Annotated in this window: 24 protein-coding genes; 15 read left to right on the forward strand and 9 right to left on the reverse strand. The window is 35.9% G+C overall.

The window, feature by feature from the left end:
* The first annotated feature begins 790 nt into the window (after positions 1–790).
* The 3 genes from AP058_RS03455 to AP058_RS03465 all read left to right on the forward strand — a co-directional run bounded on the left by AP058_RS03455 (position 791) and on the right by AP058_RS03465 (position 2,417).
* Positions 791–1,036 carry a hypothetical protein gene (locus AP058_RS03455; RefSeq protein ID WP_066306951.1) on the forward strand — a complete coding sequence of 82 codons (246 nt, stop codon included), beginning with the start codon at positions 791–793 and terminating at the stop codon, positions 1,034–1,036.
* An 85-nt stretch (positions 1,037–1,121) separates the two neighbouring features.
* Positions 1,122–1,802, forward strand: a complete 681-nt coding sequence (locus AP058_RS03460; RefSeq protein WP_066306952.1) for an SRPBCC family protein — start codon at positions 1,122–1,124, stop codon at positions 1,800–1,802.
* Between the two features lie 234 nt (positions 1,803–2,036).
* Entirely contained in the window at positions 2,037–2,417 is a 381-nt protein-coding gene (locus AP058_RS03465) for a response regulator (protein ID WP_066306954.1), read from the forward strand.
* Positions 2,418–2,501: 84 nt separating this feature from the next.
* Here the strand turns inward: AP058_RS03465 and AP058_RS03470 are convergent, their stop codons facing one another.
* Complete coding sequence (locus tag AP058_RS03470; protein WP_066306955.1) at positions 2,502–2,846, reverse strand: phosphoribosylpyrophosphate synthetase; 345 nt, start codon at positions 2,844–2,846, stop codon at positions 2,502–2,504.
* A 261-nt stretch (positions 2,847–3,107) separates the two neighbouring features.
* Here AP058_RS03470 and AP058_RS03475 point away from each other — a divergent pair, with 261 nt between their 5' ends.
* The 12 genes from AP058_RS03475 to AP058_RS03530 all read left to right on the forward strand — a co-directional run bounded on the left by AP058_RS03475 (position 3,108) and on the right by AP058_RS03530 (position 11,343).
* On the forward strand, positions 3,108–4,235 hold the full coding sequence (locus AP058_RS03475) for an NAD(P)/FAD-dependent oxidoreductase (RefSeq protein ID WP_066306957.1): 1,128 nt from the start codon (positions 3,108–3,110) through the stop codon (positions 4,233–4,235).
* Entirely contained in the window at positions 4,236–4,949 is a 714-nt protein-coding gene (locus tag AP058_RS03480; protein ID WP_066306958.1) for a methyltransferase domain-containing protein, read from the forward strand.
* Entirely contained in the window at positions 4,946–5,998 is a 1,053-nt protein-coding gene (locus AP058_RS03485; protein WP_066306959.1) for a type III polyketide synthase, read from the forward strand. The genes AP058_RS03480 and AP058_RS03485 overlap by 4 nt, the downstream gene beginning before the upstream one ends.
* Positions 5,999–6,020: 22 nt before the next feature.
* Positions 6,021–6,458, forward strand: a complete 438-nt coding sequence (locus AP058_RS03490) for a 3-hydroxyacyl-ACP dehydratase FabZ family protein (RefSeq protein ID WP_066306960.1) — start codon at positions 6,021–6,023, stop codon at positions 6,456–6,458.
* The gene (locus AP058_RS03495) at positions 6,455–7,738 is read left to right on the forward strand and encodes a beta-ketoacyl synthase (protein ID WP_066306962.1); all 1,284 of its coding nucleotides are present in this window, start codon (positions 6,455–6,457) and stop codon (positions 7,736–7,738) included. The genes AP058_RS03490 and AP058_RS03495 overlap by 4 nt, the downstream gene beginning before the upstream one ends.
* Positions 7,735–7,989 (forward strand): acyl carrier protein, encoded by a 255-nt coding sequence (locus AP058_RS03500; protein WP_066306963.1) that lies wholly within the window; start codon positions 7,735–7,737, stop codon positions 7,987–7,989. Before AP058_RS03495 ends, AP058_RS03500 begins: the two co-directional genes overlap by 4 nt.
* Positions 7,986–8,480 carry a 4'-phosphopantetheinyl transferase superfamily protein gene (locus AP058_RS03505; RefSeq protein WP_066306964.1) on the forward strand — a complete coding sequence of 165 codons (495 nt, stop codon included), beginning with the start codon at positions 7,986–7,988 and terminating at the stop codon, positions 8,478–8,480. Before AP058_RS03500 ends, AP058_RS03505 begins: the two co-directional genes overlap by 4 nt.
* A 128-nt stretch (positions 8,481–8,608) precedes the next feature.
* Entirely contained in the window at positions 8,609–8,971 is a 363-nt protein-coding gene (locus AP058_RS03510; protein ID WP_066306966.1) for a hypothetical protein, read from the forward strand.
* A 157-nt stretch (positions 8,972–9,128) separates the two neighbouring features.
* Positions 9,129–9,488, forward strand: a complete 360-nt coding sequence (locus AP058_RS03515) for a heavy-metal-associated domain-containing protein (protein ID WP_066306968.1) — start codon at positions 9,129–9,131, stop codon at positions 9,486–9,488.
* 34 nt (positions 9,489–9,522) lie between these two features.
* Positions 9,523–10,008: a TlpA disulfide reductase family protein gene (locus AP058_RS03520; RefSeq protein WP_066306970.1), complete on the forward strand. Its 486-nt coding sequence runs from the start codon at positions 9,523–9,525 to the stop codon at positions 10,006–10,008.
* Between the two features lies 1 nt (position 10,009).
* The gene (locus AP058_RS03525) at positions 10,010–10,537 is read left to right on the forward strand and encodes a heavy-metal-associated domain-containing protein (RefSeq protein WP_066306971.1); all 528 of its coding nucleotides are present in this window, start codon (positions 10,010–10,012) and stop codon (positions 10,535–10,537) included.
* Positions 10,537–11,343 (forward strand): hypothetical protein, encoded by an 807-nt coding sequence (locus AP058_RS03530; protein WP_066306972.1) that lies wholly within the window; start codon positions 10,537–10,539, stop codon positions 11,341–11,343. The genes AP058_RS03525 and AP058_RS03530 overlap by 1 nt, the downstream gene beginning before the upstream one ends.
* Before the next feature lie 151 nt (positions 11,344–11,494).
* On the opposite strand, the gene AP058_RS03535 is transcribed toward AP058_RS03530, so the two are convergent.
* The 8 genes from AP058_RS03535 to galE form a co-directional block, all read right to left on the reverse strand.
* Positions 11,495–11,815, reverse strand: coding sequence for a four-helix bundle copper-binding protein (locus AP058_RS03535; protein WP_066306977.1), 321 nt, complete (start codon positions 11,813–11,815; stop codon positions 11,495–11,497).
* Positions 11,816–12,008: 193 nt separating this feature from the next.
* Positions 12,009–12,629 carry a TlpA disulfide reductase family protein gene (locus AP058_RS03540; protein WP_066306978.1) on the reverse strand — a complete coding sequence of 207 codons (621 nt, stop codon included), beginning with the start codon at positions 12,627–12,629 and terminating at the stop codon, positions 12,009–12,011.
* Between the two features lie 152 nt (positions 12,630–12,781).
* On the reverse strand, positions 12,782–13,879 hold the full coding sequence (locus AP058_RS03545; protein WP_066306979.1) for an efflux RND transporter periplasmic adaptor subunit: 1,098 nt from the start codon (positions 13,877–13,879) through the stop codon (positions 12,782–12,784).
* Between the two features lie 16 nt (positions 13,880–13,895).
* On the reverse strand, positions 13,896–17,054 hold the full coding sequence (locus AP058_RS03550; RefSeq protein WP_066306981.1) for an efflux RND transporter permease subunit: 3,159 nt from the start codon (positions 17,052–17,054) through the stop codon (positions 13,896–13,898).
* Between the two features lie 10 nt (positions 17,055–17,064).
* A complete protein-coding gene (locus AP058_RS03555; RefSeq protein ID WP_066306982.1) occupies positions 17,065–18,444 on the reverse strand; it encodes a TolC family protein in 1,380 nt (459 codons plus the stop codon).
* 112 nt (positions 18,445–18,556) lie between these two features.
* On the reverse strand, positions 18,557–18,958 hold the full coding sequence (locus AP058_RS03560; protein ID WP_066306984.1) for a hypothetical protein: 402 nt from the start codon (positions 18,956–18,958) through the stop codon (positions 18,557–18,559).
* Between the two features lie 259 nt (positions 18,959–19,217).
* Positions 19,218–20,882 carry a sodium/sugar symporter gene (locus AP058_RS03565; protein WP_066306985.1) on the reverse strand — a complete coding sequence of 555 codons (1,665 nt, stop codon included), beginning with the start codon at positions 20,880–20,882 and terminating at the stop codon, positions 19,218–19,220.
* Positions 20,883–20,916: 34 nt separating this feature from the next.
* Positions 20,917–21,930 (reverse strand): UDP-glucose 4-epimerase GalE, encoded by a 1,014-nt coding sequence (galE, locus tag AP058_RS03570; RefSeq protein ID WP_066306987.1) that lies wholly within the window; start codon positions 21,928–21,930, stop codon positions 20,917–20,919.
* Between the last annotated feature and the right edge of the window lie 95 nt (positions 21,931–22,025).

Below are 22,025 nucleotides of genomic sequence, written 5' to 3' on the forward strand. Positions count from 1 at the left end.
GTAATTGGGGACTTGTTATTTCCACCTCTCTTGCCAGTTCTGATACATTTGTTCTATCATCACTTAATTAAAAACTTTCTCTTAAATTTTACGGATTACATTTAAGGTTATTTCTTGACCTTTTATGATTTTTTAATTAGTACGTACAAATTTTTCATTGACTAATTCACATTCCGAAAAACAGATGAATCCCCAACAAGACATCCAAACCAAATTCATAAAGCCAATGAAAGATAGTAACTACATAAAATAAGCCAATAGCTTTAAATCCTCCATAAAAAGGTGCGTAATTTGTCCTTTTGGGGTCACAAAAGCAAAAGCTCAATTCTTTCGAATTGAGCTTTTTTTATGCTTCATCTTTAATGTTATAAAAATTCAATATGTTGATGTTTAACAGTTTGAATATATCTGTAAATTCAAAAGTTATAGAAGAAGGTAAACCGATCAAAACTACATTTCCATTTTTCTAATGTTCTACTCTCGCCCAATCTGATATAAGGCCTTTCTATTCGCAAGATCATTTGCTTTAGACGTTGTTGAAATAAAGAGTAGCGCTGTAAAAAGAAATTTATTTTTAAGATTCATCTGAATTTGAACGATTTCATATAAAAAATTATAAAAGTAATTTTTAAAACGTCCAGCAGTTTGAATTTTATTTCTATTTCTAAGCCGCACAAATTTTCCTCTCTTTTTATTACAACACAATTATGTAATTAACCTCCAGGATCGTATAATAAATTGCGGTGTTCTTTAGCTAATTTTATAGTAGACAATTATAATTTTATATGCCATGGAAACCTCAAAATATGACGATAGCATCACAGATAAAGGAAATGAAATAGACCACACTAATAATGCTAGTTCTTCCAATTCTAATAGTTCAATTTTGGAGATTGAGCATCATTTTACAAAAGAAGACAATCAATCAAAAGAGACCTCTTCTTACGCAAGTCAAGATCTTAAAGAAGAGTTCGATTTTAAATACCTTCAAGAAATTCAACACAACAACAACCTAGATTCTCTTAATAACCACTAGGCAAAAATTCAATATAAATTTTAATAACGCTGAGTTATTAGAAAACAATACAGATTTACAATTATTTTAATTTAATAAACGAATTATGGAAGCAACTACGCACAAATCGGGATTTTCACTACAAAGTATACTGCCAAAAAAAAATATTTCCACGACAGAACGAATTTTAATGGTGGCTGGGGGAGCTTACTTTTTGTATAAAATTTTGTCAAAAAAAGATAAAAGCACTGCAAAAAGCACATTAGCTGGATCGATGCTAGTAAGAGGACTAACTGGATATTGCCCAGTTTACCAAGCAGTCGATGCTTATAAAAACACGTCTACGTCTAATGTCAATATTAGAGTGACAGGAATAGTGAATCGTCCTATTTTACAAGTCTACGCTTTTTGGCGCAATTTAGAAAATTTACCAAAATTCATGAATCATTTAGAGTCTGTGACTGCAATTGATACTAAAAGATCTGAATGGACAGCCAAAGGACCTTTCGGATTAGGAACAGTAACTTGGAAAGCGGAGATCGTAAAAGATGAAAAAGATAAATTTTTAAGCTGGAAATCTCTTCCAGGTTCTACCATTGAGAATTTTGGGAAGGTTGGCTTTAAACCAATAGGACAAGCAACTGAAATTGATGTTACTATATCATATAAAGCACCGCTAGGAATAGCTGGCGAGCAAGGGGCCAAAATTTTAAATCCGATTTTTGAAAAAATGGTACAAGATGACATTGAGAATTTAAAATCGTATATGGAGTCTGGTCAACATTAAGGATACTAAAACACGGTTACATTAAAGTCTTCATAAGGTTAACTTTATGAAGACTTTTTTTTTTATTTAAAATAATTGTAATTGCAATGTCAAAACAACAATATGTGGTAATTATGTAATGTTTAATGGTAATTTTATAAAATGAGATAAATTTATTACATTTGTGCTACAAAATTTCGTACTTGTCAATTTAAATTATTACTCGCGAAATACATAAAATTAAAAATATGCAGCATGAAGTACGCTAATATCTTACAAATAGATGACGATTATGACGATTGCGAGTTTTTTAAAGAAGCGCTAGAATCCATTTCCCCAGCGAAATATACTGCTCAACACAATCCACTAGAGGCATTACGTAAATTGCTTTCAAATGAATTGCAACCCGACTTAATATTTTTGGACATCAATATGCCCACTATGGACGGACCTACTCTTTTAGAAGAAATTAAAAAACATGAAAATATCCAAAAAATCCCTGTGATTTTATTTTCTACTTCTCCTTTGGCTGCGCATCATCAAACTAAAAAAATTGATGTAAAAGAATATCTAACTAAACCTGGTGATTTTAATGATTTAATTAAAATGTTGAAACGCGTACTAGAGATTTATTAGATCAAGTCAATAATTAAACTCGAGCTGCTAAAAGAATTAATAATATTTTCTTCAGTATGATTAAGTCTTCTCGCTAGAGCTATTTTAGTCAATTACTGGTTTGGTAGTTGTATTCGTTTCTAATCGCTCTATGATTTTAGACGTTGCTGCATCAGACGAAATACCATAGCCATTTACTAAAGTTCCTTTAAGTTCAAAATGTGGCGAAGAAATAGCATATAAAATAGATTGGTCGTCTGGATTAGAAGCACCCTCAAAACGATATACTTTATCAATTTGAAAATCCTCGGGATCTAGCGTTACATTATTTTGACGGCATACCAAACATTCTTCTTGAATATTAAAATCATGAATATAACCCGCACGGATTAACCCATTAATAGTTTCAGATAAAGTTCCAAAACTTTCTTTTAAATTATCTTGTTTCATTTCTTAAAGATAAGGCTTTAAATTGGATAAGAGGTTTTATTTTGAATTCTCAATTAGATATACTAATTTCTAATTTCCGAAGTATACTTCGTTATTTTGCTTCTACCCTTTTTAATTTCATAATTTAGTAATTAATCAAGCAGCTATTTTCTGAACTTTCAAAAACCTAAAACAAATAGTCTTTTTTACAATGACATTAGGGTCAAAATCAATTTTTATATCGCGTAACGTATCTCAGATTTTATACCTAAATTGCAGTATATGGAAACAAATCCTGATGTGGTACTAATTGGTGGTGGCTTAGCTGGACTAACAGCAGCAATACATTTATCCAAAAAAGGATTGAAAGTAACCCTGATAGAAAAATCAGATTATCCCCGTCATAAAGTCTGTGGCGAGTATATTTCGAATGAAATCTTACCTTATTTACAATGGCTTGATATTGATATCTCAGAATTGCAACCTACTAATATAAAAAACTTTAGATTTACGTCTAGAAGCGGTCAAGCGGCCAAAGCTCAACTACCCTTGGGCGGTTTTGGTATCAGTCGCTTTACACTGGATCATTTTTTATATCAAAAGGCGCTTGCTAACGGTTGCAGAGTGCTTAACGAAACAGTTAGCAATGTTACTTTTGGCGCCGATAGGTTTAGCGTTACAGTTTCGAGCCAAATTATAGAAACAAAATTAGTTTTAGGCGCTTACGGCAAGCGCTCGAACATCGATCAGGTTTTATCTCGTGATTTTATCGCAAAAAAATCGCCTTGGCTGGCGGTTAAAGCGCACTTTTCGGGCGACTTCCCTGATGATTTGGTAGCGCTTCATAACTTTGATGGTGGCTACTGCGGTATTTCGAAAGTCGAAAATAATGCGATAAACATCTGTTATCTGGCCGATTATGCCTCTTTCAAAAAATATAAAAACATTGATGATTTTCAACAGAATGTACTTTTCAAAAACAAAGAATTAAAATCAGTTTTTGAAAACGCAACACTACTCTTTGATAAGCCACTTACCATAAGTCAGATTTGTTTTGAAAAAAAATCACCTGTAGAAAACCACATTTTAATGATTGGCGATACTGCAGGTCTCATTCATCCTTTATGCGGCAATGGTATGGCTATGGCAATACATAGTTCTAAGATCGCGTCCGAATTGGTTTTAGACTTTTATAATAGCACAATTAATTCACGCGAAGAATTGGAAAACAGCTATACCAAATTATGGAAAAAACAGTTTGGGAAACGCTTGTATATGGGCCGAATTTTAGCAAAGATCTTACGTAATAAAGCAATAACTACTTTTCTAATTAGTATTGTAGCTTCTATTCCAAAACTACTTCCATTATTAATTAAACAAACGCACGGCAAACCAATAGCAATTGATTAAATGAATATAAACACTAAATACAGAACACAAGAAACCGAAATTATGGATGACTTTTCGCTGCAAGGCGAAGAGTTGCGTGATGCTTTAGATAAAATTGCAGGCATCAACCAATTATTAGGCGGTAACAAACTCACCGTCAATGGCGTTCGACACCTTTTAAAAAAAGCCGATACTACAAAAACGACAACTATAGCAGATGTAGGTTGCGGCAATGGCGATATGTTACGTGTGCTCGCGAATTACGCTAAAAAAAACAATCTTACTTTTAAACTCATTGGTATCGACGCCAATGCCTTTACCATAAATTATGCTAAAAAATTATCTACTGAGTATTCCAATATTGAATACAGTTGTGTTGATATATTTGGCGAGAATTTTAGCACTGTAAAATACGACATTGTTTTGTGTACGCTTACGCTGCACCATTTTACAAACGATCAAATATTAAATATAATTACTACCTTTAATAAGAATGCTACGATCGGAATTGTGATAAATGATTTGCATCGAAGTAAAGCAGCGTATCGACTTTTCGGAGTGATCTGTACTCTTTTTAGCCTTAACAAAATGTCTCGCGAAGACGGATTAGTATCGATATTACGAGGGTTTAAAAAACAAGAACTCGTAGATTTTTCTAAAAAATTAAATTTAAAAAACGATACCATAAATTGGAAATGGGCTTTTCGATACCAATGGATAATTAGTAAAATATGAGTGTAAAAATAGTTACAGTTGCAAAGCAACTACCCCAATATTCGCGCACAACGGCCGATATACTTCCATTGCTTAACGTATGGCTGCAGGACCAAGACGAACGATTTATAAAAAAAGTAAAGAAAATTTTTGAAGGAGCTGCGGTAGACAAACGCTATTCTATAATGGATCCAGCTGAAGTTTTTACAGCCACTTCTTTTGAAGATAAAAATGACATTTACAGTCGTGAGGTTATTATTTTGGGCGAACAGGTGTTAGGAAAAGCGCTTGCTAAATCAGGATGGGAACCGCAATCTATTGATTATATCATTACCGTAAGTTGCACGGGCATAATGATTCCCTCGTTAGATGCTTACCTAATCAATAAAATGAAATTGCGACAAGACATTGTGCGTCTTCCGGTAACTGAAATGGGTTGTGCGGCAGGAATATCCGGAATTATATATGCTAAAAACTTTTTGAAAGCCAATCCCGGTAAACGTGCAGCAGTAATTGCAGTAGAATCCCCCACGGCAACTTTTCAACTCAATGATTTTTCGATGCCGAATATTGTTAGCGCGGCCATTTTTGGTGACGGCGCTGCTTGTTGCTTACTGTCTTCACACAATGAGGATCAAGGGCCAGAAATAGTTGACGAACAAATGTATCATTTTTATGATGCCGAACATATGATGGGATTTAAGCTTACCAATACTGGTTTGCAAATGATTTTAGACATCGAAGTTCCCGACACCATTGCTTCCAATTTTGGAGATATTATTCATCCATTTCTTCAAAAAAATAATCTAGAAATCGCAGATATTGATCATATGATATTTCACCCTGGAGGAAAAAAAATTGTCACTACTGTAGAAGCACTTTTTTCGGGTTTAGGGAAAAACATAGACGATACCAAAGAAGTACTGAAGCAATACGGTAATATGTCGAGCGCTACCGTCTTATACGTTTTAGAACAAATTATAGATAAAAAACCGAAACCAGGAGAAAAAGGACTAATGCTTAGTTTTGGACCGGGATTTTCGGCGCAACGTGTGTTACTACAATGGTAGTATTCTTAAACTTAATAGTAAAATGAATTTAAACGATATTGTAAAACAACTGCCGTACAGCAAACCCTTTTTATTTGTAGATGAGTTGCTGCATGCTGATGAAAACGGAGTTACAGGAACCTACACTTTTGATGAAAATTTAGATTTTTACAAAGGTCACTTTAAGGACAATCCGGTAACACCGGGAGTAATTTTAACCGAAACAATGGCACAAATCGGAATGGTTTGCTTGGGTATTTATTTACTCCATAATGACCTAAAACAAAATACTGTTATCGCTTTTACTTCAGCCGATGTGCAGTTTTTAAAACCCGTATATCCGAAAGAAAAAGTTACAGTAACCTCACAAAAGACATTTTTTAGATTTGGAAAATTAAAATGCGATGTAGTGATGAAAAATGAAGCCGGACAAGAAGTTTGTAAAGGGGTTTTATCAGGAATGATAACCACAAAATTATGAGTAAAAGAGTTGTAATTACAGGACTAGGTGTTGCTGCTCCTAACGGGGTCGGTGTCTCTGCGTTTACTCATGCCCTAAAAAATGGTATTTCAGGCATCAGACATGATTCGCAATTACAAGAATTACAGTTTTCTTGCCAGATTGCTGGTAAACCTGAAATAACTGAGGATATCAAATCAAACTATTTTACAGATTTAGAACTTAGAGGTTTTAACAGCACTGGAATTTTATATGGTGTTATTGCGGGTATGGAAGCTTGGAAGAACAGTGGTTTGCCTATAGGGCATAATATTGACCCCGATTGGGAAAGCGGAACTATCTTTGGCTCTGGAACTTCGGGAATTGATAAATTTCGCGAAAGCATTTATAAAATAGACGATTTGCAAACGCGACGATTGGGCAGTACTGTCGTTGCACAAACTATGAACAGCGGAATTAGTGCCTATCTCGGCGGTAAACTAGGATTGGGCAATCAAGTAACTACCAATTCATCGGCTTGTGCAACGGGCACCGAAGCTATAATGATGGCTTATGATCGCATACAATCAGGTCAAGCCCAACGAATATTAGCTGGAAGTACTGGCGATAGCGGACCGTATATTTGGGCTGGTTTTGATGCGTTGCGAGTTTGCAGTTCCAAATACAATGATCATCCGGAACAAGGCTCTCGCCCAATGAGTACTACTGCGGCAGGTTTTGTTCCTGGAAGCGGAGCTGGTGCATTAGTTATAGAGGATTTGGATAGCGCCTTAAAACGGGGTGCTACAATTTATGCTGAAATACTTGGTGGTCATGTAAATTCTGGCGGACAACGTGGCAGCGGAAGTATGACTGCCCCTAATAGTGTTGCCGTTCAGCGTTGCATTACTCAGGCACTACAAAGTTCTGGTATCGAAGCAGATGCTATTGATGCAATAAACGGACATCTAACTGCTACAACAAAAGACGGGCTGGAGATTGAGAATTGGACCAAAGCACTAAACAGAAGCGGTCTTGACTTTCCTTATATAAACTCCTTAAAAAGCATGACGGGCCACTGTCTTAGTGCTGCAGGAAGTATAGAAAGTGTGGCAACTGTATTGCAATTGCATGAAGGATTTTTATTTGGCAACTTAAATTGCGATGATCTTCATCCAGAAATTACTGCTTTAATAGATGCATCTCGAGTACCAATAAAGACTAAGAACATCGATTTAAACATTATTGCCAAAGCAAGCTTTGGTTTTGGTGATGTAAATGCGTGTATTATATTTAAAAAATTTGAAACTGAACTAAGATGAATAAAGAAGACCTAATTGCTAAATTAAAAGTTATTATAAAGCCCTACACTACCAATATAGAAGCTTATGATAACCTAACGGAAGACACCGATTTTATAAACGATCTCAACATTAATTCAGCAAACCTTGTTGATATTATATTGGATATTGAGGAAGCTTTTGATGTCGTTATAGATAATACCGATATGGAACAAATGCTAGATGTAAAACGATCTGTAGCAATTATTGAAACTAAATTGGCGGCAAAGTGATCGGAAACGATATTGTAGATATTGTACAAGCACGGAAAGAAAGCAACTGGCAACGCAAAGGTTTTTTACAAAAAATATTTACTGCAAATGAACAGTTGCTCATTGCACAAAGTACCACGCCTGAAATCACGGTTTGGCTGCTTTGGAGTATGAAAGAAGCAGCATATAAAATTTACAACCGACAAACAACGATTCGAGCATTTATTCCAACAAAGCTAGAGTGCTGTCTCCTTTCAGATAATGTTACTACTAAAACGGGGAGAGTACTTTGTTTCGGCACTATGTATTACACCAAATCGACGGTCATGAATGATGTGATTCATACTATTGCAGTCAGTTATTTAAAAGATTTAAATAATATAATTGAAATTGAAAACAAAAACATCATCAAAGATAAATATGGTATTCCTTATTTATCCACCGCTATTCTTCAGGATGTTTCTATTAGTCATCATGGTAAGTTTGAAAAAGTGGTTGTAATTTGCAACTAGATGATTCAACTTTCAAAGAGCCCCCTTGCGAAATTAGTATCTAAATGTGATTTAGTATTTATTTAATATCTATTTTATAATAAAATTAACGACAAACAATAAAATACAATAGTAACTTTGCAATTGAAATGACAAAAAACATCTACATATTATTAATTCTCACTTTTGGTCTGATTTTGGGACCAACGCAATCTTTTGCGCATAAAAGTAAGGTTGTAATGGATTGTTGTCAAAAGGAATCAACTGATTCTGGAAAATCATGTTGTAGCGAAAAGCAATCTAAGGAAACCAATCACAATTGTGACAGCAGTTGCTCAGGAGCTTCTTGTGCTTGTCCTGTTGTTTATTCTGGTTTCACTATGGTCTTCAATTTTCAGGAAGAGAATAAATCTCTCTTTGATTTTCCAGAAACTACTGCAAATTATTATTATACAGAAATCGGAGCTTCTTCTGATTTTCATTCGATCTGGCTTCCACCTAAATTGAGCTAGAATTTATTTCATTGACTGCTATAAAAGCGTCAAATTCATGCCTAACCTGGGCAAAAAAAATAACTTAATAATACATCCATTTCAATTTCAAAATTAGTTTACTATACTATTTTTGCGCTTGTTCAATCGGATCAATTCATTCTTAAATTTAAATAAAATGAAATCAATATATAAATTATTGATGGCAATAACACTATTGCTATCTGTTACTTTAACTAACGCACAAAGCAAAAATAATGTTACTGAAAGTGTAAAAATCAATGGCAACTGCGGCATGTGCAAAAAGACCATCGAAACGGCTGCGAACAATAAAACAGCAAATTTAACTTGGGACGTAGACTCGAAAATCGCTACGGTAACTTACGATTCTAAAAAAACAACTGTAGATGAAATTTTAAAACGAGTAGCTAATGTTGGGTATGATAATGAAAAATTTACAGCGCCAACTACTGCCTATAACAAATTGCCAGGATGTTGTCAATACGATAGAGAGCCTGCCACAGAAACGGATAAATAATTCCGTTCTTTCTTTCATTTAAAAGTAACACTTTATGTTTTCAATAAAAAATAGTTTTGCGGTATTGGTTCTCCTATTTAGCTTTTCATTGGCAAATGCACAATTAAAGATAGGAGACCAATTACCCGATCTTCAATTACAAAATGACAAAAATAGTACGGTCAAACTAAATTCCTCTACAGGGAAAGTGGTCTTGGTAGATTTTTGGGCTTCTTGGTGTGGTCCTTGCCGATTAGCAAATAAAAATTTAGTAAAAATCTACGACAACTATAAATCTGAAAAATTTGAAATTGTAGGTATATCGATCGATACTGATCAAGCCAAATGGCTAAAAGCCATTGAAAAAGACAAACTAAAAAACACGCAATTAATTGACGATAATGGATTTGACTCACAATCTGCAGTACTCTTTGGCGTAGATGCCTTGCCTGCAGCGTACCTTTTTGATGCATCAGGAACACTGATAGCTGTCAATCCAACCGAAGTTGAAATCATTGCACAAATCAAAAAAAATAATTAATATGAAATTCTCAAATATAAAATTCTTAACACTAACGCTCTTAGTTGTCTTAACAAGCTTCCAATCGTATGCACAAATCAATAAAGCAGAGATCATTGCGACAGGACTAACCTGCTCGATGTGCTCTAACGCAATAAACAAGCAGTTAAAATCAATAACTGAAGTTGATAGTGTAGGCACCGATTTAAACACAAATACCTTTACTGTCTACTTTAAAAAAAATACAGTATTGCAGCCTAAAGTATTAAAAAACGCAGTCGAAAAAGCAGGCTTTTTTGTGGGTTCAATGGTAGTAACTATGAAAACAGATCCTTCTAAAATTCAAAATAATTCGGTAAAAACGGATGCTGGAACTTTTATCTTTATCGATGCTAAAAATCCTATTACGTCTACGGAAGCTTCGTACCAAGTTTTAGACAAAGGTTTTGTAACTCAAAAAGAATATAAAAAATTAGCTAAAACCTATGCTAAAAAAGATACATACAATGCCGAAAACGAAAATGATTACCATTTAAAATCTGTTAAATAATGAGGTATTTATCAGTCGTTTTTATACTGTTTATTTCACTGCAAATAGACGCACAAGAGCTGTTTGTAATGACAGAACCTGCCAGTAATGCTCCCGCAGGTTCTATTGGAGCGCGTCTTGGTCAGTCTTTATTGAAAAATAAAATAAATGGTGGTAGTACTTACAGTGTAGCGCCAGAAGTTACTTGGGGAATCAACAAAAATGTAATGGTTCGCGCTTCTTCCTATTTTGATGATATGAACGATGGGTTTGATTACAGAGGAGCTGGTTTGTATGCCAAATACCGTTTTTTCTCTGTAGACGATCTGCAGAGTCATTTCAGAATGGCAGCTTACGGTCGCTATAGTTGGAACAACGCTGAAATTAAGCAGGAAGCCATCGATATAAACGGAATGAATAGCGGTTACGAAGCTGGATTAGTAGCAACTCAATTGATTAAAAAAGTGGCACTTAGTTCTTCTGTGAGTTATAGTCAAGCTTTTAACAATGGAGATTACTCTTTTCCAAACAACCACGGCAAGCGAGCTGTGAACTATACTTTGTCGGCTGGACGTTTAATGTATCCTAAAAAATACACCAGCTTTAAGCAAACCAACATTAACACGATGTTAGAATTTGTTGGGCAGACGATTACAGAAAATGGTCAATCGTATTTGGATGTCGTGCCTTCTGTTCAATTCATCATCAACAGTCAGGCTAGAATTGACTTGGCGTACAAAAAAGAATTGTACAGCTCGATGAGCCGCATCAATACTGACGGTGTTTTCTTAAAATTAGAATATACATTTTTTAACGTTACCCAATAAGATACGCAGATTAGTTACGTTCAATTAAAAAATAGGTTCGAGAATGGTTTGACTAACTATCAGTAATTTCTAAAACAAAAAAAGCTGTCCAATTCGTTTTGGACAGCTTTTCTATTTTAAACTCACAATTAAATATTTTTAAAATTGAGTTTTATTTTAAGTAGGCTTCGCAAGCTGCTTCGCATGACCTGCACGCTGCTGCGCAATCTTTACAATGTTGGTGGTCGTGTTGTTCGCATTCCTCTGCACATTTTTTACAGATTTCAAGACAAACTTGCACTAGTGATTTTACATCTTCGTAATTTCCTGCCAGTAGTTTTGCTGTTGTAGTGCAAATTTCTGCACAAGCAATGTCTGTTTTAATGCAATTGACCATCATTTTTACGTGATCTTCATCCAGACAAGCATCTGCACAATACTTACAATGCATCGCACAATTATTTAAAGCCTCAATCAATTTTGTATTTTTCATATCTAACCTATTTAAAATTAATAAAATTTGAAACCTTCCTAATTAGAAAAGGCTTCTTAATAATTTTTAAGGTATTGACTTTACGTTTAGTAAACTGTTCTAAAAAATATTATTTTTAACTCATTTGCTATTTACTTCAATATGCTTTCGCAAAATTTACGCTGGTTAAAGCAATGATTTCGATTTTATTATTTTATTCAGCAAGCATTTTTTCGATCTGAAGATGAAAGTTTTTAGCATCATAATTAGCAAAGCCAGTATGGCGCATTCGCACTATTCCATTTTTATCTAAAATGACCGAAGTCGGTAAAGAACCCGAATAAATTTCTTTAGGTACAGCGGATGTCGCTTGAGCAATTGGCAGCGAATAGTTTTTCTTATCATAAAATTGTTGTCCGGTCTTAATGTCATCGTCCATGTTGATCATCAAAAACACCATCTTATCATTGTTTTTAAACTTAGAATGGAATTTTTCTATCGAAGGAAATTCGGCAATGCAAGGCGGACACCAAGAAGCCCAAAAGTTAATAAAAACTACTTTTCCCTTTAAGTCGGCTGTGCTTTTTATGTTTCCTTCATAATCCTCGAAATCAAAATGATTTTTAAGTTCGTTATCAGTCGAATTAACCGAAGATACTTCAGCGTTAAAAATTCCAGTAAATAGCAATTGTTTAATGAGAAATGATTTTGCATCTGGGCTGAACAACAGAATTCCGAAAATAAATACCATCAAAATTGTAGGTATTTTTTTCTTGACTTTGTCCCACGTTGATAGTTCAATAGCTTGTTTCTCGTTTGTATTTTTTTCAATCATTATAATTCTTTTTTAAGTCTGTTTTTTTTTGAATAAAATTATTAATTATAACATTTGTCAGGTTGAACGCAGTCAAAACTCTTTTTATAAGTAACCTACACTCTCGACTACGCTCGATTTGACAACAATAAAACCTTATTTTCAAAAATTAATTAGTAAATCTTTCCTTCTTTCATTTCTTCTGAAGGCTTCAAAAGTATCAGATCTTGATCTGAAAAATCACCAAATACTTCCGATAGAGTATCCAATTTAATGCCTTCGGTGATTGGAACTTTTTTAATCTCATTATTGTTAAAGGTAAGCACAAAATTACCGCGTTGCGTATTTAAAATACTTCCGTTTTGAACCCAATAGGAGGGTGCTTTGCGTTGCAATTTCAAATTTACTTGGGCGTAATCGCCACCTTGTAATTCTCCTGAAGGGTTGTCGACATCAAACTCTATGGTCAAAGAACGATCGGCTTTGTTTAAGAATCCTGAACTGCGCGATAGTTTCGTTTTAAATGTTTTTCCGGGTTGCGAACTGATTGTGAATGTAGCCGGCATTCCGTCAGTGATTGACGCTGCATGTTTTTCGGGTAGCGAAACGGTCAAACGCAAACGGTTTCCTTGTGCAATCATAAACAATGGCACTCCTGAACCCGATCCAGCAAGCGCTCCAACCGATACATTTCTAGCTGTAATAATGCCGTCAAAAGGTGCTGTAATTCTCAAGTATTTTTGCAATTGTGCAGATCCTGCTGTTCCAGCACTTGCACTTCTGTACGCTGCTTGCGCACTTTCCATAGCGCTTTTAGATCGTTCTACTTCAATCGCTGCAACAGCTCCTGCAGTTTTCGAAGCCTCTAACATTCGGTCGTGCGCTTGCTTGGCATACAAATAATCGCTTTTAATTTTTTGTTCAGAAGATTGATCGGAAATGTACTTTTGATTCATTTCCGGTGCAACAAGCTCGGCCAACAACTGGCCTTTTTTTACTTTTTGGCCACGTTCTACAAAAAGCTTTTGTACAAATCCACTCACTCTAGCGTAAACCGCTACTTCCTCATACGGTTGCAATTCTGCCGGCAAGGATAGTTCGTATTCAGGCTTTATAAATTGGATAACTTCTGTTTTATGACTTTGTAATTTTGCCGTTGGCGCTTTCTCAACTTCCGCTTTAACTTCGTTCTTATCCGAACAAGCGGCAAGAAAGAGCAAAGTAAAGACTGCAATTGCGATCATTTTTATTTTTTGATTTATAGTGTCCATTTTTTAGGTATTAAAGTTATTTGATAAAATATTGACTTTCCTCATCATCTGGATCAAGGGAAGGATTCACAACTGCCGTTTTTGACAACATGGATGCAAAGAAATGCGGTACCAATAATAATATGGTAGCAGTAGACGCTATTAAACCACCAATCACGGCGCGAGCCAAAGGTGCCACTTGTTCGGCGCCATCACCAATTCCGATTGCCATTGGTAACATTCCTGCTAACATTGCTGCAGCTGTCATTAATATTGGTCTAAGTCTAGATGATGCTGCTAAACGCGCTGCATTTGCAGGTTTCAGCAACAAGTCTTTTCGATAATATTCGGCTTGATTGACCAGCAAAACAGCATTAGAAACCGAAACACCAATCGACATAATGATTCCCATGTACGATTGTAAATTGAGTGTACTTTGCGTTAGAAATAAAATCAGCAAGCTTCCTGCAATAACGGCGGGAACCACCGATAAAATAATAAGCGGCACTTTATACGATTGATAATAAGCGGCCAACATTAAAAATATAGCTATAATTGCCACGCCTAAACCAGCTAATAAATTGCTCAATGTTTCGTCTAAAAGTTTAATAGTTCCTTCGGTCCAGACAGTAACGCCTCGCGGTGGCTCACCCACATCTTTAATTGCTTTTTTTACCGCACCAGAAGCAGTTCCCAAATCTTTGCCGTGCAAATTCGCAATTATGGTTACATAACGATTGGCTCCTTTTCGGTTTACTTGGGCGGGAGAACTTACTCTTTTTATGGTGGCCACATCCTCTAAAACAGGTCTCAAACTACCTTTCTTTAAAGGCAATGCTCTGAGATTTTGTTCTGATGACATAATGGCTTCTGGAATTTGAACCTGCACCTGAAAAACAAGTCCCGATTTTGGGTCAATCCAAAGATTTTTATCGGTGAAACGAGTCGATGACGTGGCCGTCACTAAGCTTTTGGTAATTTCTTGAACTGTTAAGCCAAATTGCCCAGCGAGATCACGATTGATTTCAATTTCTAGCGTAGGATAAGCAACAGGTTCTGCAATGCGAACGTCTCGCAAGTAGGGAATTGCTTTTAAATTGGCTTCAATTTTCTTCGCAAAAGCAACAGCACCTTTTAATTGTCCAGCGCCCACTTTTACTTCAATCGGAGTCATAGCGCCTTGACCCATAATTTTCTCAGTAAGTTCCATCGGTTCAAAATTAATCGCCACAGCTGGATGACTTTTTTGAAGTTTTATTCTAATTTCTTCTTTTAAATCTTGAATTGATCCAGAATACAAGTCTTGGTTTACCGATACTTGCAAAATGGCCTCGTGAGAAGCATTGGTAAAGGTAAATATTGGATTGATGGGTGAAGTTGCAGGTTGCATTCCAACAAAAGCCGAAGATATAGCCACTCCATTTTCTGGAAGTTGTGTTTTAATCTCTTCTAAAATTTCTTTTACAATTCGCTCTGTTTTTTCCAACCTACTTCCTGTTGGCGCTTGAATGCGGAGTTGGAAATCACCACTATTGGATACCGGCATTACATCTGTTCCTACATTGGGCAGCAACAATGCAATTACACCTACAGCTACAAAAATATAAAGTATAAAAAGCGACATCGATCTTGTGGACCACTTGCGCATTCGATATGAATAATTGACACGAAATTTATCAAAAAAAGCACGCTTGCGAGGCGTATTTGCCACTTCATTTTTTTTCATTTTCATCATCCAGTTGGCCAGAATTGGCACAAAGGTTTGAGAAGCAATAAAAGAAGCCACCATCGCAAAAGCTACTGCCATCGATAAAGGCATGAACATGTCTTTTGGAATACCCGTCATAATAAACGCAGGCGTTAAAACTGCTAGAATACAAAGTAAAATAAGGAGTTTGGGAATCGAAATTTCAACCAAAGCGTCACTAATAGCACGCTGTTTGGGTTTTCCCATTTCCATGTGTTGGTGGATATTTTCAATGGTGACGGTGGCTTCATCTACTAAGATCCCGATCGAAAGTGCCAAACCGCTCAACGTCATAATATTGATTGTTTCTCCTAAAAAATAAAGCGCAGCAACCGCACTTAAAATCGCAATGGGAATGGTGAGCACCACAATTAGTGCGCCTCTAGAATCTCCCAAAAACAATAAAATAACCAATCCTGTAAATACTGCTCCCAATAATCCTTCGTGGATTAAATTAGATAGCGAACTTTCGATGTACTTGGATTGGTCAAATTCGTATTTTATATTCACATCTTCAGGAAGTTGATCCTTCAGCATTGGCAAAGCTTCTTTCAAATTTTTAACAGCTTCTAGTGTCGAAGCATCCGCTTTTTTTATAATGGGAAGATAAACAGACCGTTTGCCGTTGATGAGTGCATAACCAACCGTTTGATCTGCGCCATCTTGCACATTGGCTACATCTCTGATATAGATGGTGCGCGAATCGTTCGTTTTAATGGGTGTGTTTAAAAATTCTTCGGGACTTTTTGCAATAGAATTAATAGGTGCCATTAAGTTTTCATCGCCAATGCGAATGTTTCCTGCTGGCGACGGTAAACTGTTTTTAGTGATTGCAATAGTAATTTCTTCGGCACTCAAACCGTTGGCTTGCATGGCTTGTGGATCAATATTAACAATAATAGAACGTGCGTTTCCGCCAAATGGAGCTGGCGCAGTAATGCCAGGAATGGCCACAAACATTGGGCGTATTTTGGTAAGTACCAAAGTCTGAATTTCATTAATAGAGCGCTCGTCACTTTCAAAAACCAACTGTCCAACAGGCAAGGAACTTCCGTCAAAACGAACTACCATAGGCGGTACGGCACCTGGCGGGAGGAATCCCATTGCTCTAGACACTGAAGTCGAAACCTCTCCAGCAGCTTGGGCCATATTAGTTCCGGGATAAAAAGTCAATTTCATTAAGGTTAGACCTTGAATACTTTTGAAGTCCATGCTTTTTACTCCGCCAACAAAAAGCAGTACTTTTTGAAATTCATTGGCCATAAAACCGTCCATATAAGCGGGTGATAGTCCGCCGTACGGCATGGCGATATACATGGCTGGAAGTTCAACTTCGGGAAATATATCTACGTTTATTTTTTTTATTGCTGCAAAGGACAAGAAGACAATGGCAGCCACAGCCACAATAACCGATATGGGTCTTCTTAATGCAAATTGTATTAAGTTCATCTAAATTGATTTAAAGATTAGTGAAGAGAAAATTAAAATCTGAAGTCAATTCTGCTTCATAAGCGACCAACATCCAATAGTCACGCGATGCTTCTAAATGCTGATTTTCTGCCACTTCAAATAAAAGTTGAATTTGCAACAGTTCATTCAGCGCAATAAGTCCGCTCTTGTAACGTGACAAGTACATATTATACGCATCATTGGCTTGTTTTACTGCTGTGCTCGTTTTTTCAATTTGTTTAAATTGTTGACTAATTTGCACTTGTGCCGCCGTTAAATCTGCTTGCATTGCTTGCTCGTATTGGGCATGAAGATGCGCCACACTTTCCGCTTCTTTGCCCAAACGGTTGCTTTTATAGTTGTTGGTAAGCACGTTTGTAATATTCCATGTGATTCCAATGCCAGCTAAAAAATTATTGGCATTATTAGAAAAACCATCTTCCCATTTTCCAGAAACATAACCGTTGTCATTGATGCTGCTGCCTTTGTATGACAAGCCTCCCAAAAAATGAACGGATGGTAAAGAAGCGCTTTTCTCGACTGCACTTTTAGATCTGTAAAATTCGGTCTGATGTTTTAGTGTCGCCAGAACAGGATGCGAATCAACAATTATTGCGGTCCGTTCTTCGATGTAAACCATAGGTTTAGCAAAATGCGACAACGCACTATTGAACTGTATCATTTCCTTACCAGAAAGTTCTTGAAGTTTAATAAGCGCAGCACTACTGTTTCCTTCTAATTTATCATTTTGTGCGAGTGATTGTGTATAGGCAGATGAAGCCAACAAACTATCGGCAGCAGGTTTTAATCCCGCTTTTGATAAACCTGAAGTAATCAATCGAATCTCATCTAGTCGTTCGAGCGTTTTTTCATTCCACGATAGTTTTGTTTTGTTGTATAAGAGTTTGATATACCTTTCGGATAAAAGCTTTTTAAGCGTGAGCACATAGGTCTCTTTTTCGCTGCTTGCTTTATTGGTTAACGATCGCGCCGCTTGGGTTTCATTTTGAAGTTTCCCAAAAGAAAAAACTTCCCAATCTACCACAGCAGATCCAAATGAATTGGAAGAAAGCGAAGCGCCATGCAAGGAAGCATCGCCACTCACATTAAAAAATCCAGCTTGCGGGAAAAATGCACCGCCAGCTCCATTATACGTTCCGTAGCTACTTTGTGCTTGTGCTTTGATTTGCGGAAGGTGATTAGATTGAACCGCACGCTCATTCAAGGCAGCAGCATCAGTAGCAGTTTGTTTGGCTTTAATACCGGCGTAATTTTCGGCTACGTTTCGCCACAAATCAGCTAAATTGTTAGAAGATTGTTGGGCATATAAGGGAACTGTTATTCCCGTGACTAGCCACAGGAATGTGACCGCCAATACTAATTTGACCATACTAAATAATAGTTTTTGAGATCAGAATTTGATCATCTAATTAAAAAATTGATGTACTGAAAGATGCCTTTTCAGAAGAATTTTGAAAGGCACAACTAAAACTACTATTTTATCAAATGATGAGTTTGCGGTACAGCAGGAAAATCGGAAAAGAATCCGTGATTTTTAAGCTATTGTAGCGGGGATGTTTTCTTTTTTCAATTTCATAAACAGAAAAAAGAAGCATTACAATTGCACTTAAAGTGACAAATGCTACTAAATTTGAAGAAAGTAATGTGATTTTTGGAGATTGCGATACATCAGCATTAAAAGCGTTCGCACAAAGATCAGATAGAGCAGTAGAAAATAAAGTAACTCTTTGGTTTCCATTTTGCTCGATTGCGATTGGAATTCCTAAAATTTCTTTTATTTCATTCTTTACAGAACAAGTAGAAAAAAGCACCACAGTTACTGCGACAATTGAAAATAAATGTCGCAACAAGGATTTCGTTCTATTTTGTAAACACTTGTTCATTGTTGCGAAGATATGTTTAATGTTTGCAAGCGCAAAAAAAACAGCACTTAAACAACTAATTTTAACTTCTAGTTAACTTCTTTTATATCGTACAGATAAAAATTCAAAGCAAAATAATCTTAAAAAAAAATCTACTAACCAAGAGATTCATCAAACCAAAAATTTTAAAATAAAGACAAATAAAAAGGAGCCATTACAGCTCCTTTTTTGGCTAACCAAACCAACCTAAGTTTAGAAGTGTGGAATTCTAAACGTATTTTTATTTCCAAAAAACAGCATATACTGCTACTAAAATGATCATGATAGCAAAAGCACAAATGTTGAATAATGGAGATGTTTTAAATAAACTCTTACTTAATGTAATTGCCTTAGGATCATTAACTCCTTTGTTCTGAGTTAAGCTTATTACTGCAATAATGATCATGGTAAGAACTGCTGTTATTCCCATTTGATCCATCCACGGTAGTGTAGGGAAAATGTTTTCAAGACCTGATCCTGAAACCCAACCTTTTGGACCAATTTTAAAGAACATTGCGATAGGAATAGAAAGCAAAGCGCCCCAAATTGCCGCCTTGTTAGTTGTTTTCTTCCAAAATAAACCTAAAAGGAAAACCGCTAAGATACCTGGGCTAACGACACCGGTATATTCTTGAATAAATTGAAACGCTTGGTCAATACCTCCTAATAAAGGAGCTGTAATTACTGCTATTAGTAAAGCAATACCTCCAGACAAACGACCCACTTTTACCAAATTCTTTTCGCTTGAATTTTTATTGATGTACTGTTTGTAAATGTCCATTGTGAAAATCGTTGACGTCGAATTTAGCATGGAGGCCAAAGACGATACAATTGCCGCCGCTAAAGCTGCAAAAGCCAATCCTTTTAAACCGGTAGGCAAAAAGTGCAACAACCACGGATACGCTCTGTCTGCTGTTCCTACACCTGGTAAATTTTCTAAAGCGGTAACACCTAATCGTGCCATTATTGCTGGATCTTTAATAATTACGTAAGCCGCAATTCCTGGAATTACAACAATAAGCGGAATAATTAATTTTAAGAAAGCGGCTAATAAAATTCCTTTTTGTGCTTCTTTTAATGATTTAGCCGCCAAAGTACGTTGAATAATGTACTGATTGAATCCCCAATAATACAAGTTGGCAACCCAAAGACCACCTACTAAAACACCAATTCCTGGTAAATTAGAGTATTCTGGACTTGACTCATCTAAAATCATTGTAAAATGATCGGGCGCCGCATTGTAAATAGCTTTCAACCCTTCAATAGCTCCTGCTCCGTTAGAAACAGTATCTAATGCCAAGTACGTAGTTACTAAACCTCCCAGTACTAAAAATATAACTTGAATAACATCAGTCCACGCTACAGCAGAAAGACCTCCGTATAAAGAATACGCAGCTGCAAATAAGGCTAAACCAATGATGGCATAAACCATTTTTACACCCAAAATTGTTTCGATTGCTAAACCTCCTAAGTATAAAACGGTTGTTAAGTTTACGAAAACATACAAAGCGATCCAGAAAACCGCTAAAATTGTTTTTAGATTAGTTGAAAATCGCTTTTCGACAAATTGTGGAATGGTATAAATTCCCTTTTCGATAAAAATTGGCAAGAAATATTTACCTACAATGATCAACGTTAACGCAGCCATCCATTCGTAAGATGCGATTGCTAAACCTAACGCAAAACCAGATCCTGACATACCAATAAATTGTTCTGCCGAAATATTTGCTGCGATAAGTGAAGATCCAATCGCCCACCATGGTAATGACTTACTAGCCAGAAAATAATCTTCGGCGTTTTTCTCATGTCCGTCTTTATCGCGCGAAACCCATAAACCTACACCTAAAATTAATACAGCGTACGCTGCAAAAACTAAATAATCTACTAATCCAAAATGTGTTTCCATTACAATATTTTCATAAAATTAAATTCTTCTTATTTTATTTTCTAATTTTTTGTTCCCATTTCCAAGCGCTGGCCATGGCATCTTCTAAACTTAATTCTGTTTTCCAACCTAATACTTCATTGGCTTTATCTGTATTTGCATACGCTCTAGTAATATCACCTTCGCGTCTGTCTACTATTTTGTAAGCTAATTTTTGATCGCTAACTTTCTCAAAAGCCTGAATCACCTCCAACACCGAACTGCCTACGCCAGAACCTAAATTAAAAACTTCTACTTTGTCTTTATTTTTTTTATCAATCAAACGCTTTAACGCTACAACGTGGGCTTTGGCTAAATCAACGACATGTATATAATCACGAATACAAGTTCCGTCTGCGGTGTCATAATCGGCTCCATAAACTGATAATTCTTTACGCAAACCAATTCCCGTTTGAGTTATAAATGGTACTAGATTTTGAGGAACTCCCAAAGGCAATTCTCCGATTGCATTTGACGAATGCGCTCCAACTGGATTAAAATAACGCAATAAAATTGCTGACATATTAGTTACTTTCGCCGTATCAGTAATAATCTCCTCTCCCATTTGCTTGGTATTTCCATAAGGAGAAACAGCCGGCTGAATAGGTGAATTTTCATCTATTGGCATTTTTTCGGCTTGACCGTAAACCGTGCAAGAAGAGCTAAAAATAAAATTTGCTTCTGGCTTATTTTTTAGTTCTTGTAATAAATAAACTAAAGAGCTGATGTTATTTTCATAATAGTCCAACGGTTTTTCAACACTTTCGCCCACAGCTTTTGATGCTGCAAAATGAATCACATTTGATAAATCAGTATGTTTTTTAAAAAATGCCTGCACTTCTACTTTATTTCTTAAATCGATATTTTCAAAAATGGGCTCTTTACCAGTAATAGATTGAATTCCTTGCAACACATCAATCGATGAATTAGACAAATTATCTACAATAATTACCTCAAATCCTTCTTGTTGCAATTCTACCACGGTATGGGAACCGATGAAACCTAAACCTCCTGTAACTAAGATTTTCATTGTTGTATTTTTAAATTTTTAACTATCAATTTGGCAACTCTATTGGTTCTAATTACACTAATAAACAAATACTTATATTATATATGCTTAAAAAT

Source organism: Flavobacterium sp. TAB 87, assembly GCF_001529295.1.
GTDB lineage: Bacteria > Bacteroidota > Bacteroidia > Flavobacteriales > Flavobacteriaceae > Flavobacterium.

Coding starts and splice junctions, on each gene's coding strand:
- AP058_RS03530 (WP_066306972.1), top strand. CDS start 10,537: ATGAGGTATTTATCAGTCGTTTTTATACTGTTTATTTCACTGCAAATA.
- galE (WP_066306987.1), bottom strand. CDS start 21,930: ATGAAAATCTTAGTTACAGGAGGTTTAGGTTTCATCGGTTCCCATACC.
- AP058_RS03510 (WP_066306966.1), top strand. CDS start 8,609: ATGACAAAAAACATCTACATATTATTAATTCTCACTTTTGGTCTGATT.
- AP058_RS03515 (WP_066306968.1), top strand. CDS start 9,129: ATGAAATCAATATATAAATTATTGATGGCAATAACACTATTGCTATCT.
- AP058_RS03535 (WP_066306977.1), bottom strand. CDS start 11,815: ATGAAAAATACAAAATTGATTGAGGCTTTAAATAATTGTGCGATGCAT.
- AP058_RS03565 (WP_066306985.1), bottom strand. CDS start 20,882: ATGGAAACACATTTTGGATTAGTAGATTATTTAGTTTTTGCAGCGTAC.
- AP058_RS03540 (WP_066306978.1), bottom strand. CDS start 12,629: ATGATTGAAAAAAATACAAACGAGAAACAAGCTATTGAACTATCAACG.
- AP058_RS03480 (WP_066306958.1), top strand. CDS start 4,236: ATGAATATAAACACTAAATACAGAACACAAGAAACCGAAATTATGGAT.
- AP058_RS03495 (WP_066306962.1), top strand. CDS start 6,455: ATGAGTAAAAGAGTTGTAATTACAGGACTAGGTGTTGCTGCTCCTAAC.
- AP058_RS03465 (WP_066306954.1), top strand. CDS start 2,037: ATGAAGTACGCTAATATCTTACAAATAGATGACGATTATGACGATTGC.
- AP058_RS03560 (WP_066306984.1), bottom strand. CDS start 18,958: ATGAACAAGTGTTTACAAAATAGAACGAAATCCTTGTTGCGACATTTA.
- AP058_RS03520 (WP_066306970.1), top strand. CDS start 9,523: ATGTTTTCAATAAAAAATAGTTTTGCGGTATTGGTTCTCCTATTTAGC.
- AP058_RS03455 (WP_066306951.1), top strand. CDS start 791: ATGGAAACCTCAAAATATGACGATAGCATCACAGATAAAGGAAATGAA.
- AP058_RS03550 (WP_066306981.1), bottom strand. CDS start 17,054: ATGAACTTAATACAATTTGCATTAAGAAGACCCATATCGGTTATTGTG.
- AP058_RS03470 (WP_066306955.1), bottom strand. CDS start 2,846: ATGAAACAAGATAATTTAAAAGAAAGTTTTGGAACTTTATCTGAAACT.
- AP058_RS03490 (WP_066306960.1), top strand. CDS start 6,021: ATGAATTTAAACGATATTGTAAAACAACTGCCGTACAGCAAACCCTTT.
- AP058_RS03475 (WP_066306957.1), top strand. CDS start 3,108: ATGGAAACAAATCCTGATGTGGTACTAATTGGTGGTGGCTTAGCTGGA.
- AP058_RS03525 (WP_066306971.1), top strand. CDS start 10,010: ATGAAATTCTCAAATATAAAATTCTTAACACTAACGCTCTTAGTTGTC.
- AP058_RS03485 (WP_066306959.1), top strand. CDS start 4,946: ATGAGTGTAAAAATAGTTACAGTTGCAAAGCAACTACCCCAATATTCG.
- AP058_RS03500 (WP_066306963.1), top strand. CDS start 7,735: ATGAATAAAGAAGACCTAATTGCTAAATTAAAAGTTATTATAAAGCCC.
- AP058_RS03460 (WP_066306952.1), top strand. CDS start 1,122: ATGGAAGCAACTACGCACAAATCGGGATTTTCACTACAAAGTATACTG.
- AP058_RS03555 (WP_066306982.1), bottom strand. CDS start 18,444: ATGGTCAAATTAGTATTGGCGGTCACATTCCTGTGGCTAGTCACGGGA.
- AP058_RS03545 (WP_066306979.1), bottom strand. CDS start 13,879: ATGGACACTATAAATCAAAAAATAAAAATGATCGCAATTGCAGTCTTT.